Origin of the sequence: Anabaena sp. AL09, assembly GCF_001672255.1 — a bacterium.
Lineage (GTDB): Bacteria > Cyanobacteriota > Cyanobacteriia > Cyanobacteriales > Nostocaceae > Dolichospermum > Dolichospermum lemmermannii.
The window spans coordinates 54,180-72,113 of sequence record NZ_LJOQ01000085.1; the positions used below are offsets into that span (position 1 = coordinate 54,180).

Here is a 17,934-nt window from a genome sequence, read left to right on the forward strand (position 1 = left end):
GTAACTTTAAAAAATTCGCGGTAGCTTGTTTTATTTTTAGTTATAGATTTTCTTCCTTCCTTTGCGTCTTTGCGCGAAAAAAAGGGACAAGTAAAACGCCTATCCCAAAAGGACAAGCTATTATCAAGTTACCAAAATATAAAACATTGAATAAAAAATCTAACCCGATGCAAAATCAGTAAACTGTCTCATATAAGGTGGCTTAAAACCTAAAACAATATCCGTTTTTGGTACTCCCAAATCTACCAACTCACTAGCTACCCCTTCCTCTGTAAAATCTCTCTGAATCCAAATTTTTCTATCTCTAATATCTACATGAATAATTGTCCCATAAACGTAACTCACATTAATTCATGAGATTAAATTTAAGCAATTTTGGTGCGTTACGCAACGCTAACACACCCTACTGTCTGAATCAGGATTTCCAGGATTTAAGGATGTACAGGATGAAGAAAAAACTCATCTTTAAAGTTTTATTTACTTAAATTTGGAGGAAAAGCAACATCCTCATAAACATCAGCGAGAAGACAAGAAAAATTTACACTGGTTAATTCTAATGGTTGATTTCCTCTATAGCTATAAAGAACCCATCTTTCTTCGGAATTGCGCCGGAAACAATCAATTCGTTGCCGATTTTGACTAACTAAAACATATTCTTGTAAAGTGTCTAATTCTTGATAATCACTAAATTTATCACCTCTATCTAAGGCTTCTGTAGAAGGTGATAAAACTTCAATAATTAAACTCGGATATCGTTTAAAATATTCAAACTGTGTATCTCTTGAATCGCAAGTTACCATAATATCAGGATAATAGAAAATATCTAGAGATTCAATTCTTGCTTTCATGTCAGCGACGTAAAGCCGACATCCTGTACCACGAATATGATTTCTTAAAAGGGCAACTAAGTTAGCAGTAATTGTTACATGGGCATCACTAGCACCAGCCATTGCGTAAATTTGCCCTTGGATATATTCATGTTTAATAGGGCTAGATTTTTCAGCTTGTAAGTATTCTTCTATGGAAATATAGGGTTGAAATTGGCTAAGAGTCATATATTTTTACGGTTACTATGAGATAATTGTAATTTTTCTAGTATAGCAATTATTAATATTTTTTATTTCTTGCAAAGGCAAAGGGGCAAACTAAAAATCAAACCCGAAACAAAGGTATTTTTGTCATTTACCTATTGACAAATGATAGATTTCCAGGATTTAAGGATGTACAGGATGTAGAAAAAAACTCATCTTTAAAACCCGAAATATTCCCAGATAAATATTCATAAAAAATCCTGATGTCTATTTATGCCAAGTGTACAGACTGAAACATCTGAAACACCTACCTCATTGTCAGTTTATTTATAATTACACTTTCTCTTTTGCTGGTGGCACAATACCCAACTTATTTAACCCTGAATCAATATCTCTCAATAACTTAAAATCATCCTCCGGCAAAGAATAGCTATTACTACTAACTAAACCCCCAACAGGCTGTTTTTCTAAAAACGCAAATGCTTGACGAAATTGTTGCGGTTCGACTTTAATCGGGGCATTAAAATGACAGGGAATAATCCATTGAAAATCCCAACTAGCAACTTTATTAGCCCAATTTATTGTTTCTGTGGGTGCGCGATTTAAAATCAAACTTTGTAAAATTGGGGCAACAAATATCCGCCCATTTCCTTGTAAAATATCAAATGAATCTTGCCAATTTTCCCGCCATTGGAAGGGGAAAAACCCAAAATAGGCTTTTCTCGAACGTTCTGGAGCTTTTTCGGCATCACGCCATACTTCACCCCATGTAGGTACTTCTAACACACTGGGACTGAAATACAAGGCAAATAATGTGATTCGCTGCCACCCTTTACGGCGGTTTGCTGAGGTATCTGCAACGATGTCAAAGGCTTTATCCTTCGCGTGGTAGAGTAAGGGATAGGGGTCAAGTTGGACAATTGCAGGTGGCTCTGCTGGTACTGAAACTATGGTATCTGTAACTAAGAGAATGTGCGATCGCTTGTGGAAAAAAACCACCTCTGCAAACTTACCCAAACCCAAATCAATCGGTCCCAAGATTGCATAATCAAAATCTTCAGCAAAAGGGGCTTCCTGGCTATTTTCAGGCAGTATATGAGTACGTTTACCGGGTAAACCCAACCAACTTAAAGGCAGATTGATCGGAAAACTCCATTGTCCGGGAGCGACAAATACCTGTGCAGCGGAAAAGCGTCGTGCAAATGGACCAACGAATACTTTATGTTCTATTCCCGATATCGTGGGCAAAATAATATACTTAACATCACCGTGTTCTGCCACCAACTCATTCAGCAACCGGACACATTCTCCTGTGGGTGCGACAGGTGCATAAACCAGCAAACCGCCTTTTTCTAGCTTAACTACAGTCATACGAATTGGCACAACTACATAGAAAATTCCCTGTAATTGATCAAAGGTCAAGATAGTATCTTTGACAACTTCTTTACGGATAGTGCGCCGTTGACCATAAGGGTAAATTGGCACAACAGGCCAAAACCGCCATGAAAAATCCTGGGGATAAATTTGTTCTGTGTCTTCACTTTCCACCACTTTGCGAACCTCTCTCAATTCCCAATACTCAGATTTTTGTTTGCTTTTCTAAATTTGGAGTTTAGCAAATTATGTGGGTGATCAACATAAGATTATTGATTTTTTAGAAAGATTGGGTTTTTCACCATGAGTGATTTTCATATTCCAGCTTGAGTTAATACCTCACTTAAATCAGCAACTAAATCTAAATTTTCTGCCCATTCGGCTAAATAAGCATAATCCAAATTATCTGCTTGTAACTTAATTATCCCCAAAACATCACGCCATTGTTTTTCTGATTTACTTCCCTTTCCCCAGCGAAGTTTTTGTAAAATAATATCTTCTGCTGAAGCTATCCAAAAAGCAGGTATTCCATCTAAATCAACTAATATTCTCCGCTGCATTTGGGATATTGCAAAAGGTGAATTGTCAGTAATATATATATCAGCATTAGCAATAGTTTCTGTATGGGTAATATTCAACATATTTCCACAACCATGCTGTAAATCTTCTACCGCACCTGCTGGACAATAATATTCAGATGCTTCTAAAGTTTTTACCAGTAAATCTATTTGATTTTGATTAATTTCTATTACCAAATCTAAATCACGAGTAGAACGGGGTTCTCCATGAATAGAACTAGCAACACCTCGATTAACATGGTAATCAATATTAATTGATTCCAAAATTTGATGTAATTCTCCTGCTAAAGAAATTGAATCTTGAATCCACATATTTTCATTAATACCTTTTGCTTGAAAATCAGGAGTAAATTTTTCTCCTAATACAGCACGGGTAAATAAATTACGAATTTCCTGTATAGTAAAATTCCGATGTCGAGATTTAATTCCTATCAGACATAGTTTTTTTACTCCTCGTTCATGGCTAATAAATCTTTCTATGCGTTGTTTTAATGATAATTGTCGCCATTTTTGAAAGAAATAAATATCAGATTGTATGGCTGTATCTTGGCTTTGGGATTGATACTTAGATTTGGGAATTGTTGGGAAAGATAAGTTTAATTTTTTTAGCATTGCTAATTTTATAGTATTCTTGAATATTGAGTATTCAAACTGTAACTTACATTATACTCAAATATCACGGTTTTATGATGTAATGCTTATGCGCGTATATTTGACGCTTAAAAAGTTAAATTATTAAATTTTATTTAGAGAGCGTTTAAAAAGATACAAAAACTGTTATATTTGAGTAGATGAATTACAAATTAAATTGCATAAAGTTACATGAAATTACGAGCAATATCAGACATCAAAAATAAAATTATTCTTGGGGATAATTTATCTGTACTCAAACAAATAGAAAATGATACTTTTGATTTAATCATTACTTCACCACCATATTTTCAGCAACGTAATTATGGAAATGGTGATTTAGGTATCGGTAATGAAACAACTGAATCAGAATACTTAAAAAACATCCTCACAGTTTTTTGGGAATGTGTGCGCGTTTTGAAAAAAACTGGAGTAATAGTTTTTAACTTAGGAGATAAATATATTGACGGGGGTTTATCTCTAATTCCTTATAAATTTGCAATTCAAGCCATCCAAAATCAAAATATTTTTCTTATTAATCAAATTACATGGTCAAAACTCAATCCGACACCACGTCAAGATAAAAGAAAATTAATACAAGCTACAGAACCTTTTTTCATATTTGCTAAATCAAAAGATTATTATTTTAATTTGGATAATTATTTACAACACTTGGATAGTTTTAACAAAAGCGTTAAAAGTAAACCCTCTGATAAATTAGGTAAAAAATATGTGGAATTAATCAAAAATTCTGATTTAAGTGAAGAACAAAAAAATAATGCTATTAAAGCATTAAATCAAGCTATTTTAGCAGTACATAATGGAGAAATTGAAGGATTTAGAATGAAAATTCATGGTATACATAAATTAGCTTATGGTGGACAAGATGGAGGAAGAAATAACCAAATCAAAAATAATGGTTTTACTATTATTAGAATTTTAGGAAACACGATAAAAAAAGACATCATTGAAAGTCCAGTGGAAATCACTAAAAATAATCATCATCCAGCAGTTTATCCCCTATATATTATTCAAGAACTGATTAAATTATTAACTCAAGAAGATGATTTTGTTCTTGATCCTTTTTGTGGTAGTGGTACAACTTGTATAGCAGCTAGAAATTTAAATAGAAATTATTTAGGAATCGAAATTAATCCTGATTACGTAAATCTGGCTAATAACCGTATAGAACAACCCGATTCTAAACAGCAGGAATTATTTATATGAAATATGATTATAATCAAGAAGTAGAAAGATTAGAAAAATCCTATCAGCAAGCACTTGAATTAGTTAAAAATCAATCATTTACAGAATTTGATCAAGAAATAAAAAACTTTGTAGATATTTTCATTCAAAAAATAGAAACCGATAAATCTTTAATTCAGGTAATTATTACCACCTTACTCAAGAAAATAATGAAACCTGAGCAAGATATCAGGTTACACATGGCTAAATTTATAAATGGATATTCTGCAAGAGTTCTCGATACTAAGGTAACTACACCATTTTTCAAAAGTAAATTTCCTAAATATGCTAATAAAGAAACTGCATTTTTAACTAAAGCAACACGCGCAGAAATTACCTGGAATTTTCAGGAGGGGGTTAAATTACCATTAAGGAGTAAAAGCTTAGTTGAACCTTTTTTGAAGTTGATTGATAAAATTGAAAATCAAACAATTGATATTGAAAATTGTTTAGTTTACATCTTAGGACAATTACATCTTATTTCTAAGGCGCAAGAAATAGTTTTTACAGAAACTTTAGAAATTGTTAATTCTGTAAATATTCTCAATATTAATACAGTAATGAAAATGGTGGAAAGACATTTTGCAGAACCATCAAGTTCTCGACTACCAGTTATTGTAATTTTTACTATCTATAAACAACTATTAAAAACTATTCGCAGATTTGAAAATAAAATATTACTACCTTTAAATGTTCATACCTCTGCTGATAAACATGGTTATGGTGATATAGAAATAAGGGATAACCATAACAATCCGTTTGAAATATTAGAAATAAAACACAATATTCCTATTGATAGAAATATGATATTGGATATAGTAAAAAAATCTGCCAATACAACAAGAGAAAGGTATTATATTCTGACGACATACAAAGACTGTTTTATTAATAAAGATGAAGAAGAATATATTAATGAATTAATTTTGAAGATTAAAAGAGAACGTGGGTTAGAAATTATTGCTAATGGTATTGTGAACACCTTAAAATATTACCTGCGTTTTATAGAAGATTATCATGAATTTATCAAAACATATACAGAAGAATTAGTAAAAGATGCTAAAAATTCAACGGAAGTTAAAGATGCTCATATTCAAACTTGGCAAATAATTTTACAAGAATACAAATAGTAGTGTAACTTACCATAAATAGTGAGTTATGACGCATCAATATTATTTTATTTTTTAGATATTTGCTTTTATCTCACTTTGTCTGAAAAATATTCTGCACCATTTTCTTCTCTACCCTATCAGCAACATGATCCAACTCTATCACCTCACCATCACTCAAAAACCACCCCAAAGCCCCAATATTCTCCTTTGCTTGTTTCAAACTTTTAGCCCCAGGAATGGGAATTGTGCCTTTACTAATACACCAATTAATAGCCACTTGAGACATAGTTTTATTTCTCGTATTTGCTATTTCTTGCAAACAACCTAAAAGCGGCTTCATTCCTGGTAATAACTGTTTACATAAAAACCCGCGAATACCTGTGGGAAAACTGCCATTTTCCGAAAACTTCCCTGTTAATAAACCCAACCCTAAAGGACTATAAGCAATTAATGCAATTCCCAAATCATCACAAACATCCTTTAAACCTAATTCCGTCACCGGATAAGTAGATAAAAGTGAATATTGTACCTGCAAAGTTTTAATCGGTATACCTCTTTCCTGAAATCTTTTATGTACCCATAAAAGTCTTTTAGTTCCATAATTAGATAAACCCACACCTTTAACTAAACCCTGTTCATACAAATCACCCAAACCATCTAATAAACCCACTTCTTGCCAAGGTGCATAATTAGCAGTAGACCAGTGCATTTGCACCAAATCAACATTGCGTCCTAATCTTCTTGACGAGGCATGACAAGCTGATATAATTGAATTTCTAGTCCATCTCCAAGGGTATGCAGCTAACTTAGTAGCAATGCAAATATTTTCTTGATTTAAACCTTGATATGCTTGGGCAAATTTTCCTAAAAGTAACTCACTGCGTCCCTTTAACTTGCCAGTACCGTAGGAATCACCCGTATCAAATAATGTAATACCATTGCTAACACAGAGATTAAAAACCTCTTGCAATTGGTTATCCATACTTTCATCGTACCCCCAGAGAAGTTGATTCCCCCAAGCCCAAGTACCGCAACCCATGAGAGGGAGATTTAATAAATTGTTAGTTAGCATATTTAGGCAGTTGTTTAAAGTTGTCCCAAAACTCATTATCAAGGAATAAATAGGTCAATACTATACCACTCATGTAATATATTCTTACAGCAGTTTTCATGTATTAGACCACAATCTGAGTTAATCTCTTTCTTTGCGTCTTTGCTCCTTTGCGTCTTTGCGCGAAAATACCTTTAATTTTTTGCAGACTTTTCAAAGATAAAAAATAAATGCCCATTATTATTTGTCCGGGAATCCATGAACCAGAATTAACTAAAAGCTTTATCCAAGGGTGCTTGAATCAAAGTCATCAAAACTCCGTAGATATACTGATTTTCCCGGAACAGGGTTATTTAACTTTATCAACATTTCATATTTTACATTTTTTGCACAATCGCCTTGGTAATAAGCTAGAATCGCCTGTTATATTCTTATGCTTTAGTGCTGGTGTAATTGGCGGTATAGGTGCAGCCACAGCGTGGCAACTTTTGGGCGGTCATGTGCAAGCCTTCATTGCTATTGATGGTTGGGGAGTCCCTCTAGCGGGCAATTTCCCGATTCATCGTTTAAGTCATGATTATTACACCCATTGGACTTCAGCTTATCTCGGTATGGGAGAAAACAACTTTTATGCCGAGCCAGCAGTTGACCATTTATCAATGTGGCACTCCCCCCAATCTGTCCCAGGCCAATGGGTAAATCCATCATTGGGGTTCTCTCCCACCAAAAACTACCTCAGTGCATCTGAATTTCTCAATTTCCTCTTAGAACGTTATAACAAGAAATATTGACTATTTATTCCCCATTCCCAAGTATCTGATGTTTCCCACTGAACCTACTGCTGTTAATAACGGTTTTACCGGACTGCTGAAAAACCGGGGTTTTATGCTCCTGTGGATTGGTCAACTAATTTCCCAATTAGCTGATAAGGTATTCTTTGTCTTAATGATTGCCTTACTGCAACTCTATTTACCCCCGAATCAGATAGGCGGTGATGCGCGCTTCTATTTGTATATGGCATTTACCGTACCCGCAATATTGTTTGGTTCTGCCGGTGGTGTGATCGTTGACCGTGTGCCAAAAAAACTGATTATGGTGGGTTCAGATCTGGTACGGGGGATATTCATGCTGCTAATTCCCTTCCTGCCACGAGAATTTGGGATACTTTTATTCTTCACCTTTTCTATCTCCACCGTTACCCAGTTTTTTGCCCCAGCAGAACAGGCTTCAATTCCCCTGTTGGTAAGAAAAGAAGGTTTAATGGCTGCCAATGCCTTATTTAGCAGCACAATGATGGCTGCATTAATTATTGGTAATGCGGTGGCTACTCCGATGTTGAATTGGTTTGAAACCTTTAATAAGGGCTTTGGTAAAGAATTGGTCGTTGGCTGCTTATATCTAATTTCTGCCGTGATTATGATGCCGATTCAGTTTCAAGAACCCAAACGGATTCACGAAGAAACAGCCGCAATTAATCCCTGGGCTGAATTTTTGTTAGGACTACGCTATCTCAAACAAAATCGGCTGGTATGGAATGCCATGCTACAAATAGTTACATTATACTGCGTATTTGCCGCCCTGATAGAATTAGCCATTGGTATGGCGGCTAGATTACATTTAGCACCAGAAGAATTTAGCTCTTTCGTAGCTGCGGCTGGGGTGGGTATGGTAATAGGTGCGGCTATTTTGGGGAATTTTGGTCATCGTCTCCATCATAAACCCTTGCCTTTAATCGGATTTTTGATGATGGCGGTTTCATTAGGTTTATTCATTTTTATTGATAACCAACCCCTAGCATTAGGACTTTGTATTTTCTTAGGCGTGGGTGCAGCTTTTGTCAACGTGCCAATGCAAACTTTAATTCAACAACAAACACCACCAGAAATGCACGGGAAGGTGTTTGGCTTTCAAAATCATGCCATTAATATTGCTCTTACAGCACCCTTGTTAATTACCACAAAGCTAGTTAATGCCTTTGGATTATCAGCGGTATTGTTGGGAATGAGTATAGTTGTCGGGGCTGTTGGTGTCTGGACTTGGCAAAATACTCGGCGGGTATTGCAAGATGTGATCTAAAAATTGTACAATTATAATCCATTCTTAACGCTAATAAATTCCGCTTTCTCTGCAATTGTGAGAATTTTTACATTAAAATGAAATTTTAAATACAGAATCTAAGCGTTAATTTTAGCTATACTTTGAGGTTAACTGTGGTTTCGTCTTCTCAAATCAGTCTCCCAAAATCTGAAAATAATCAGCAGTCTCCTATCTCTAATTCATCAGTTACTGCACCCCAACGAGCATCTGGCGGTTTTGCGTTGATAGATAGTCTTATCCGTCATGGTGTTGAACATATTTTTGGTTATCCCGGTGGTGCGATTCTACCGATTTATGATGACCTCTATAAAATAGAAGCTGGGGGTACGGTCAAGCATATCTTAGTTAGACACGAACAAGGTGCAGCCCATGCCGCTGACGGTTACGCCCGTGCTACTGGTAAAGTTGGAGTATGTTTTGGGACTTCTGGTCCTGGAGCAACTAACTTAGTTACGGGTATTGCTACGGCTTACATGGATTCTATCCCCATGATTGTGGTTACGGGACAAGTACCAAGAGCTTCTATTGGTACAGATGCTTTTCAGGAAACAGATATTTATGGAATTACCTTACCCATTGTTAAGCATTCTTATGTAGTCCGTGATGCCAAAGATATGGCGCGGATTGTGGCTGAAGCTTTTCACATTGCCAGCACTGGTAGACCTGGACCTGTTTTAATTGATGTTCCCAAAGATGTAGCGTTAGAAGAATTTGATTATGTGCCTGTGGCACCGGGTTCAATTAAGTTACCTGGCTACCGTCCCACAGTCAAGGGAAATCCGCGCCAAATTAATGCGGCAATTCAATTAATTAGAGAAAGTCGTCGCCCATTGTTGTATGTTGGGGGAGGAGCGATCGCCGCTAATGCCCACGAAGAAGTCAAACAACTGGCAGAATTATTTAATCTCCCCGTCACTACTACCTTAATGGGTATCGGTGCATTTGATGAACATCATCCCCTGTCCTTGGGAATGTTGGGAATGCACGGCACAGCCTACGCTAACTTTGCCGTTACAGATTGCGATTTATTAATTTGTGTTGGTGCAAGATTTGATGACCGAGTGACAGGTAAATTAGATGAATTTGCCTCTTTAGCCAAAGTCATTCACATTGATATTGACCCCGCAGAAGTCGGTAAAAACCGCGTTCCCCAAGTTCCCATTGTGGGGGATGTCAAAAACGTCTTAAAAGACCTGTTACGGCGATGTCAAGAGGCAAATACCAAAGCCACACCTAACCAAAACCAAGAATGGTTAAACTTAATTAACAGTTGGCGGCAAGATTATCCTCTGATTGTCCCCCATCATGCCGACAGCATTTCTCCTCAAGAGGTAATTGTTGAAGTTGGTAGTCAAGCCCCCCACGCATTTTATACTACAGATGTTGGTCAACATCAAATGTGGGCAGCCCAATTCCTCAAAAATGGTCCAAGACGCTGGATTTCTAGTGCGGGTTTAGGAACAATGGGTTTTGGTGTTCCTGCGGCTATGGGTGCAAAGGTGGCATTCCCGGACGAAGAAGTAATCTGTATCAGCGGTGATGCCAGTTTCCAAATGTGTTTGCAGGAGTTGGGAACGTTAGCACAATATGGCATTAATGTCAAGACTTTGATCTTAAATAACGGTTGGCAGGGCATGGTGCGGCAGTGGCAGGAAGCCTTCTATGGACAGCGTTATTCATCTTCTAACATGGAAGTCGGAATGCCTGATATTGAGCTTTTAGCACAGGCTTATGGCATCAAGGGGATGGTAATTACTAAGCGGGAAGAGTTGGCAGATAAAATTGCCGAAATGCTGGCACACAATGGCCCTGTAATTGTGAATGTCCACATTACCAGAGATGAAAATTGCTATCCCATGGTAGCGCCTGGTAAGAATAACTCGCAAATGGTTGGTTTGCCTAAGCCAACACCAAGAACCGCAGTTGAATCAATTTCTTGCAGCAATTGTGGGACTCAAAACCAACCTAACCATAATTTCTGTTCTGATTGTGGAACAAAGTTGTAGTTAGATTTTGTAGGGGTTTAGCATTATGCTTTACCCTTATCCATTCTCATCCTCAAGGACGGTGGAATCTATCTGACGGAGATGAAAAAGCAATGGAAGAATTTTTAAAACTAAACCCTAATATCAGCTATTCTATTGCGATTATTGTGACTAAACATGATTACAAGTATAAAAAAAATAATAATGAATATATATTTGAATTTGATCAATATAAGAAAATTTGTTGTTTTATTTGTTACCTAAATGAAGGTAAATTAGTAAACAATCCTATTAAACCAAATATTATTAAGGAAAATGATCAAGAATTATTAAAAATTTAGGTACACATCTTTACTTGTCTGCATGAAATAAAAAAAGGAAGGTAGAAACCTCCTGACAGCATTCCCCGTCAGAGACCGGGAATGAGATTATTATTTACCAGAACAACATTGATTTTTCCTGATCTTCCTTTGCGTCTTTGCTCCTTTGTGCCTTTGCGCGAAACAAAACTCAACTCATGCAACTACCATTAATTAAATATTCCATCTTGGGGATAATCAATTTTTTATTATTAAGTATTAATATTCAACCCGTATTTTCCAATTCTCCCCCTACTCTAATACTGGCACAAAACTCAAATAGCAAAGCAGCTACAGAATCTTTAAATCAAGGACTACAAGCAATTCAACTAGGACAATTAGAAGCAGCAATTACCGCTTTTCGTCAAGCTATTAAACTAGAGCCTAAATTAGCAGCAGCGCACTATAATTTGGGTTTAGCACTACGACAATCGGGACAGTTACAACCTGCGGCAGATGCTTTTTATCAAGCTACCCAAGCCGATTCTCAATTTGCTTTAGCTTTTGCAAATTTAGGTGGAGCATTATTAGAAGGAAATAATTTAAAATTGGCGCAAGATTATTTAAATCAGGCTTTGAAGTTAAATCCAAATCTCGGTTTTGCCCATTATAACATGGGGTTAGTTAAGGAACAGGAAAAAAATTGGGAAAGTGCGATCGCCTCTTTTCAAAAAGCCAGAACAATGAGTCAAAATGCTCCTGAACCAGCCTATCATTTAGGGATCTGTTATTTGCAGCTAGGGAAAATTGAGCAAGCAAAAGCAGCTTTTAATCAAGCAATTAAAATCAATCCTAAATACGCAGAAGCACACTATAATCTTGGTTCAATTTTATTTAACCAGGGTAAATTAACCGAAGCTTTAGCAGCTTTCAGAAAATCAGCCGCAGCTAACCCTAATTATGCTAATGCTTATTATGGTGCAGGGTTAGTTTTTATGCAATTAAAGCAGCATAAAGAAGCTGTCCAAGTCTTCCAATATGCCAGAGATTTATATAATATTCAAGGTAATTTGCAGTGGGTGAAAAATTCCCAGCAGTTATTACAAGAAGCGCAAAAATTAAATAAGTAGCGACATTTTGACAAAACGTCTCTACTCACAACAGAGGATTTTATCAGCTTTTAGACAGATGAATAAATCTAAGGGAATAAGTAGAAATTAATTAAATAACCAACAGAGTCGAAAAATGACTAAAACCAAAACTCAAGAACCCATTAGTAACTTAGAGTTTGATTTTATTAGTGTGCTGCATACTAAATCGGTAGCAGTTCAAGCTTATGAAAATTATATCAAAGATGCCAAGGAAGCTAATTCTCAACCCTGTGTAGAACTGTTCCAAAAATTACGGCAATCAGAAATTGAACAAGCACACGAAATTCGTCATCATCTGCAAGAAGTTATGCAGAAAGGGAAGATGTAATTAATGCTGGGGGCAGGTTTAAGAGGTTGATGATTTTAAACCCACCCCTAACAATTAACGAATATACTCTTTCAGTACACTATTCCGATTAGGATGGCGTAGTTTACGGAGTGCTTTAGCTTCGATTTGGCGAATGCGTTCGCGGGTAACATTGAAAATCTGGCCGATTTCTTCCAGAGTTTTCATGCGACCATCATCTAAACCATAGCGAAGTCGGAGAACGTCTCTTTCACGGGGACTGAGACTATCTAGGACTTTTTCTAGGTCTTCCCGCAGCAGGTTCTTAGAAACTTGATCTTCTGGTGTTTCGCCATCAGATTCGATAAAATCACCTAAACGGGAATCTTCTTCTTTACCGATAGGTGTTTCTAAGGAAATTGGCAACTGGGCAGATTTGGCAATAAACCGCAGTTTCTCGATGGTCATTTCCATGCGAGTCGCAATTTCTTCTTCTGTGGGTTTGCGTCCCATTTCTTGGGAGAGGAGTTTGGTGGTTTTCTTAATCCGAGAAATGGTTTCGTAGAGATGAACTGGTAACCGGATAGTGCGGGACTGATCAGCGATCGCTCTTGTAATTGCTTGACGTATCCACCATGTAGCGTAGGTAGAAAACTTATAGCCTTTTTCGTGATCAAACTTTTCAGCGGCACGAATCAAACCCAAACTACCCTCTTGAATCAAGTCTTGGAAGGACAAGCCCCGATTCATGTATTTTTTGGCAATGGAAACTACAAGCCGCAGGTTAGATTGTACCATTTTGTCCTTCGCTCTGCGGCCAACGTGCAGCCGATAACGAAAGGTCGGTAATGGTAACGATACTTCTGCTGCCCATTCACTGTCTCTAGGATCGCGTTCTAGGCGTTCACAAAGCCTTTCCCTCGCTCGTTCTAGTTCCAGTAATTCAGCAATTTTCCGCGCTAATTCAATTTCTTCGTCTGCGCGTAACAAACGAATCCGCCCAATTTCTTGCAAATACAAACGAATGGAATCTTCGGTGTAGTGCTTTTTCTTGGCAATTGGTGTCCGACGACGCGATTTAGCGGCTTTTCCAGACTTTGCGTCGTCCTCATCAGACTGAGGCTCTAAAAAATCATCAATTTCGCCGTCATCAGTCAGCAATAAGTCCTCTTGTTCTTCTATTAAGAGTGCTTGTAATTCGATCTCAGGCGGATTTATCATTTCTAGGTCAGGCTGATAAATATTATCGAGTACGTTGTTAGCCTGGTTCATGCCGCGTTCCTCATGCTCCTTGCAGAATCAGTTACTCAAGACATTTTGATTACTTTTGGCATTAAGTAATCTCTAAAACCGAAAATTAGGGTTTGGCTGATTACCCTCAAAATATTTTCGGTGATTTTTTTCCTGTTTTATGCAGGATGGTTTAGTAAAAGTGGCAAATATCACTTTTTAGTGAATTGCTCGCTTTTTAAATTGTCATTCTTGGTAATTCCCCATGTCACTTTTGATTGAGCAAATCTATAGCCTAGATCCATTTTTTTCAAAAAGTTTCCTGATGGAGATACAAGTATATGACATTTGGCAAATTTAACTGTAAATACTGTTCCGATTGTAGCCTGTTTCACAAAAATTGCCCTCTTTTTGTGCATTATTTATGAACTCATTTACTAAGATTAAGCCACCTTTATCAAAAAGACATTAAAAATGGTGGTGATACCATTAAATCTTGTTGAAAACTTTTTGGTTTGACAGTGGCATTCTCATTAAATTAAAAGGTAGGCACACTTTTATAAAACTTACACAAATTGTTCCCAACTGCACAAATAGTATTTATGTTCTGTTGTAACTTCACCCGAGGACGGGTAATTGTTTACAGAAATTAGTTCTGGTTGAACTAATTGGACATATTCACTTTGGCGCTAGTGATTGGTTTTTGTTTCCAGGAACTAACCCTTGTATATGCTATACCAAGAACCTGAACTAAGGAGTTAAAGTTATGGCATATTTTTAGCTGGGTAAAAGATGAATTGAGATTTCTCTCAATTTAGCCTTATTCACACATTAGCGCAGAGTTGAGATTTCTACCCTGTGCAACTTGACAAACTGTTCCTATTGTATACAACGATATTTTAATCAGGTGATAAATAATATTGTTGCTAAAGTTACCTAATGATCTATTTAAGTAATTTTACGTATGTCAACCGTGATTTTGAATACTTCTGATTTTAAGAAAGCGGCTGTCATCTGGTTATGAAAAGTTTTGTGTATGCTTACCAATCTTTGCTTTGTAGATAATATCTAGTTGCGCTTTCTAAGCATAGCAAATGCTTTCCCTATTTGTGGAGAAAATTTGTGATTTTTAGCGAAAAAGTTATGGGAACAGGGAAGAGGGAACAGGGGAGGTAGAAACTTAATTACCAATTCCCCATTACCCATGACCTTAGATATCTAAATCTGTCATATTCAGTTTAGAACCATAAGTTTCAATGAATTCCCGTCTTGGTGCGACGCGATCGCCCATTAAGATGGTAAAAATCCGATCAGCTTCGGCTGCGTCTTCAATTTCCACTCGTTTGAGGGTACGGGTTTCTGGATTCATGGTGGTTGTCCACAGTTGTGCGGGCATCATTTCTCCCAAACCTTTAAAACGTTGAATGGTATAGTTAGCATTGCTGGGAAGAGTACCTAAATGCTGTTGCAATTCCCGTTCGCTGTAACAATACTGATAATTTTTTCCTCGTTCTACTTTGTACAGTGGAGGACAAGCAATATAGATGAAACCTTGTTCAATCAACGCCCGCTGATAACGGTAAAAGAAAGTTAGCAACAGCGTGCGGATGTGCGCCCCATCTACGTCAGCATCGGTCATCAAGACTATGTGATGATATCGTAATTGTGCGGCGTTGAATTCTTCACCTTTGACACCTAAACCAAGTGCGGTAATTAACGATTGAATTTCGTTATTTTTATAGATTTTGGAATCGTCAGTTTTTTCAATGTTGAGGATTTTACCACGCAGAGGGAGAATTGCTTGGGTTCGGCGATCGCGTCCTTGCTTGGCGCTATTGTGAACAAATACACCACTGGCTAATTGAAAGTTATGAGTTTTGGGAACTTCAATGTCGTAAACGTCAAAACGTTCCTCTAAAGGTTGAACATCATCAACCCTCAAAATAGACATTAGGGGAGTTTCAACATTTTCACCTACCAATCCAGCCAGAGTAGGTGGTCTCTTGAGTAAATCGTAACTTGTTAATTCTCTAGCTGGCTTATAAACAGGCTCATGATTTTTATCATCCAATGGACGAAGTGGAGAATCTGCCATTAAAAAGAGGTGATCTGGAGTACAGATAACACTTTGACCATTGTTAAATATTACCTTCACAACTTCAGCATTCGCTTTGGTCATCCGGGGATTGATAATTTGTCCTGGAACCATTGCATCACCATCCATAGTGAAGCATTCATGTGTAATCCCTTGTGCTTGTTCGGCGACGATTTCTTTAAAACTGAGCGATCGCCCATCAACTAATGCTACTAATGTATCACCATGAAAACAGCCACCCGCTGAATCGCCTTCCACGATGTATATTTCAGACTCAGCAGGGTCACGAGAGCTACAATCTGCTAATTTACCCGGAAGAGGAGAAGATTCTAATACTGATTTCCGCCGGACTAATTCCCGTGCATGACGGGCAGCTTCAGCAGCTTTAAACGCTTGAATAGCTTTATCTAAAATAGCATCAGCGATCGCGGGATGAAAGTCTAGATATTCAGTGAGAACTTCACCCACGAAAGAATCAACAATACCGCGAACTTCAGTATTTCCCAGTTTAGTTTTGGTTTGTCCTTCAAATTCAGGATCAGGGACTTTCACCGAAATTACAGCAGTTAAACCTTCACGGACGTGTTCACCACTAAGATTAGATTCACCTTCTTTAATTTTATTGCGTTTGCGAGCAGTGGCATTTAATGTCCGAGTTAAAACTGCTTTTAAACCTTCTAGGTGTGTACCACCATCAATAGTCCGAATATTATTAGCAAAGCCGAGGACATTATCTGTGTAAGCATCCGTACACCACTGTAAAGAAACTTCTACCTGGACGTTGTTACGTTCCCCTTGGACATAGATAATTTCTTCATGAAGTGGTTGCTTTTCACGATTCATGTAGGCGATATATTCTTTAATACCGCCTTTATATTCGTAAGTTTCTATTCTCGGTGTGTCGCTTTTCAGGATTTCTAAACGATAATCCGTAAAAATAATTCTGACACCTGCATTCAAATACGCCAACTCGCGCAAACGACCTGATAAAGTAATGTAATCAAATTCTATGCTGGTGGTAAAAATTTGTGTATCTGGCTTAAAGGTAATAGAAGTACCCGTTCTATCTTCTTCATAAGGCGTTGCGACCAATTCCGTAACGGCGAAACTGCGTTCATATCGCTGGTTATGTACCTTGTGATCACGCCAAACCGTAACTTCTACAAACTCAGACAGGGCGTTAACAACCGAAATCCCCACCCCGTGTAAACCACCGGAAACTTTGTATCCACCACCACCAAACTTACCACCAGCGTGGAGAACAGTTAACACTGTTTCTAAAGCTGATTTCCCGGTTTTTGGGTGGATGTCTACGGGAATACCCCGACCATCATCTGTTACTGTCACAGAACCATCAGCATTGATATCCACTTCAACATGGGTACAGTGACCCGCTAAAGCTTCATCAACAGAGTTGTCCACTACCTCGTAAACTAAATGGTGGAGTCCTCGCGGACCTGTAGTACCAATGTACATCCCTGGTCGTTTGCGGACGGCTTCCAGACCTTCCAGAACTTGAATCTGATCGGCGCTGTAACTGCTCGTCATGAAAATTCTCCTGATGCTTGGGGTTAATATCGCCAAAAGGCGAAAAAAGTTAAATCACCCCAATAGTATATCACAAAAGCCTTCCTGCCGTCTGTAGCGCAATTTCATGAGAAGTTTATATAGGGGTTATCACCCTAGTACCGCAGGGCGGAAGTCAAAAGTCAAAAGTCAAAACTAATATACAGTAGGCTTTTTGGCGATTGAATATGGTTGCTTTATTTACGC

The 17,934-nt window shown here is 37.4% G+C and carries 15 protein-coding genes and 1 pseudogene; 8 read left to right on the forward strand and 8 right to left on the reverse strand.

All coding sequences use genetic code 11. The features are described from left to right. Positions 1 to 159 precede the first annotated feature (159 nt). The 4 genes and pseudogenes from AN490_RS16800 to AN490_RS16815 form a co-directional block, all read right to left on the reverse strand. Positions 160 to 333 (reverse strand): annotated as a pseudogene (locus AN490_RS16800) (element excision factor XisI family protein); the annotation flags it as partial. Positions 334 to 473: 140 nt separating this feature from the next. Beyond that, positions 474 to 1,055: a Uma2 family endonuclease gene (locus tag AN490_RS16805; protein ID WP_300005659.1), complete on the reverse strand. Its 582-nt coding sequence runs from the start codon at positions 1,053 to 1,055 to the stop codon at positions 474 to 476. A gap of 309 nt (positions 1,056 to 1,364) precedes the next feature. Next, positions 1,365 to 2,582 carry a DUF4336 domain-containing protein gene (locus AN490_RS16810; protein WP_300005661.1) on the reverse strand — a complete coding sequence of 406 codons (1,218 nt, stop codon included), beginning with the start codon at positions 2,580 to 2,582 and terminating at the stop codon, positions 1,365 to 1,367. Between the two features lie 137 nt (positions 2,583 to 2,719). Next, positions 2,720 to 3,595 (reverse strand): hypothetical protein, encoded by an 876-nt coding sequence (locus AN490_RS16815; RefSeq protein WP_300005663.1) that lies wholly within the window; start codon positions 3,593 to 3,595, stop codon positions 2,720 to 2,722. Positions 3,596 to 3,805: 210 nt separating this feature from the next. Here AN490_RS16815 and AN490_RS16820 point away from each other — a divergent pair, with 210 nt between their 5' ends. Together AN490_RS16820 and AN490_RS16825 are read left to right on the forward strand one after the other, a co-directional pair. Beyond that, complete coding sequence (locus AN490_RS16820; RefSeq protein WP_300005665.1) at positions 3,806 to 4,840, forward strand: site-specific DNA-methyltransferase; 1,035 nt, start codon at positions 3,806 to 3,808, stop codon at positions 4,838 to 4,840. After that, complete coding sequence (locus tag AN490_RS16825) at positions 4,837 to 5,985, forward strand: DNA methyltransferase (RefSeq protein WP_300005667.1); 1,149 nt, start codon at positions 4,837 to 4,839, stop codon at positions 5,983 to 5,985. The genes AN490_RS16820 and AN490_RS16825 overlap by 4 nt, the downstream gene beginning before the upstream one ends. 73 nt (positions 5,986 to 6,058) lie before the next feature. Here the strand turns inward: AN490_RS16825 and AN490_RS16830 are convergent, their stop codons facing one another. Next, the gene (locus tag AN490_RS16830) at positions 6,059 to 7,039 is read right to left on the reverse strand and encodes an aldo/keto reductase (protein ID WP_300005669.1); all 981 of its coding nucleotides are present in this window, start codon (positions 7,037 to 7,039) and stop codon (positions 6,059 to 6,061) included. 209 nt (positions 7,040 to 7,248) lie between these two features. Between AN490_RS16830 and AN490_RS16835 the strand changes: the two genes are divergently transcribed. From AN490_RS16835 to AN490_RS16860, 6 genes are all read left to right on the forward strand, one after another. After that, positions 7,249 to 7,809 carry a hypothetical protein gene (locus AN490_RS16835; RefSeq protein ID WP_213719748.1) on the forward strand — a complete coding sequence of 187 codons (561 nt, stop codon included), beginning with the start codon at positions 7,249 to 7,251 and terminating at the stop codon, positions 7,807 to 7,809. A gap of 28 nt (positions 7,810 to 7,837) precedes the next feature. Then, on the forward strand, positions 7,838 to 9,094 hold the full coding sequence (locus AN490_RS16840; protein ID WP_300005673.1) for an MFS transporter: 1,257 nt from the start codon (positions 7,838 to 7,840) through the stop codon (positions 9,092 to 9,094). A 134-nt stretch (positions 9,095 to 9,228) separates the two neighbouring features. Next, entirely contained in the window at positions 9,229 to 11,121 is a 1,893-nt protein-coding gene (ilvB, locus tag AN490_RS16845) for a biosynthetic-type acetolactate synthase large subunit (protein WP_300005675.1), read from the forward strand. Positions 11,122 to 11,213: 92 nt separating this feature from the next. Next, positions 11,214 to 11,441, forward strand: a complete 228-nt coding sequence (locus AN490_RS16850; protein WP_213714037.1) for a hypothetical protein — start codon at positions 11,214 to 11,216, stop codon at positions 11,439 to 11,441. Between the two features lie 176 nt (positions 11,442 to 11,617). Beyond that, positions 11,618 to 12,529, forward strand: coding sequence for a tetratricopeptide repeat protein (locus AN490_RS16855; protein ID WP_300005678.1), 912 nt, complete (start codon positions 11,618 to 11,620; stop codon positions 12,527 to 12,529). A gap of 115 nt (positions 12,530 to 12,644) precedes the next feature. Next, complete coding sequence (locus tag AN490_RS16860) at positions 12,645 to 12,878, forward strand: hypothetical protein (RefSeq protein ID WP_148764456.1); 234 nt, start codon at positions 12,645 to 12,647, stop codon at positions 12,876 to 12,878. A 54-nt stretch (positions 12,879 to 12,932) separates the two neighbouring features. Here AN490_RS16860 and rpoD read toward each other — a convergent pair whose 3' ends face one another. The 3 genes from rpoD to gyrB form a co-directional block, all read right to left on the reverse strand. Further along, on the reverse strand, positions 12,933 to 14,108 hold the full coding sequence (gene rpoD, locus AN490_RS16865; protein ID WP_015081056.1) for an RNA polymerase sigma factor RpoD: 1,176 nt from the start codon (positions 14,106 to 14,108) through the stop codon (positions 12,933 to 12,935). Between the two features lie 170 nt (positions 14,109 to 14,278). Beyond that, positions 14,279 to 14,461, reverse strand: a complete 183-nt coding sequence (locus AN490_RS16870; RefSeq protein WP_213714030.1) for a hypothetical protein — start codon at positions 14,459 to 14,461, stop codon at positions 14,279 to 14,281. An 815-nt stretch (positions 14,462 to 15,276) separates the two neighbouring features. Beyond that, positions 15,277 to 17,709, reverse strand: coding sequence for a DNA topoisomerase (ATP-hydrolyzing) subunit B (gene gyrB, locus AN490_RS16875; RefSeq protein ID WP_300005681.1), 2,433 nt, complete (start codon positions 17,707 to 17,709; stop codon positions 15,277 to 15,279). Between the last annotated feature and the right edge of the window lie 225 nt (positions 17,710 to 17,934).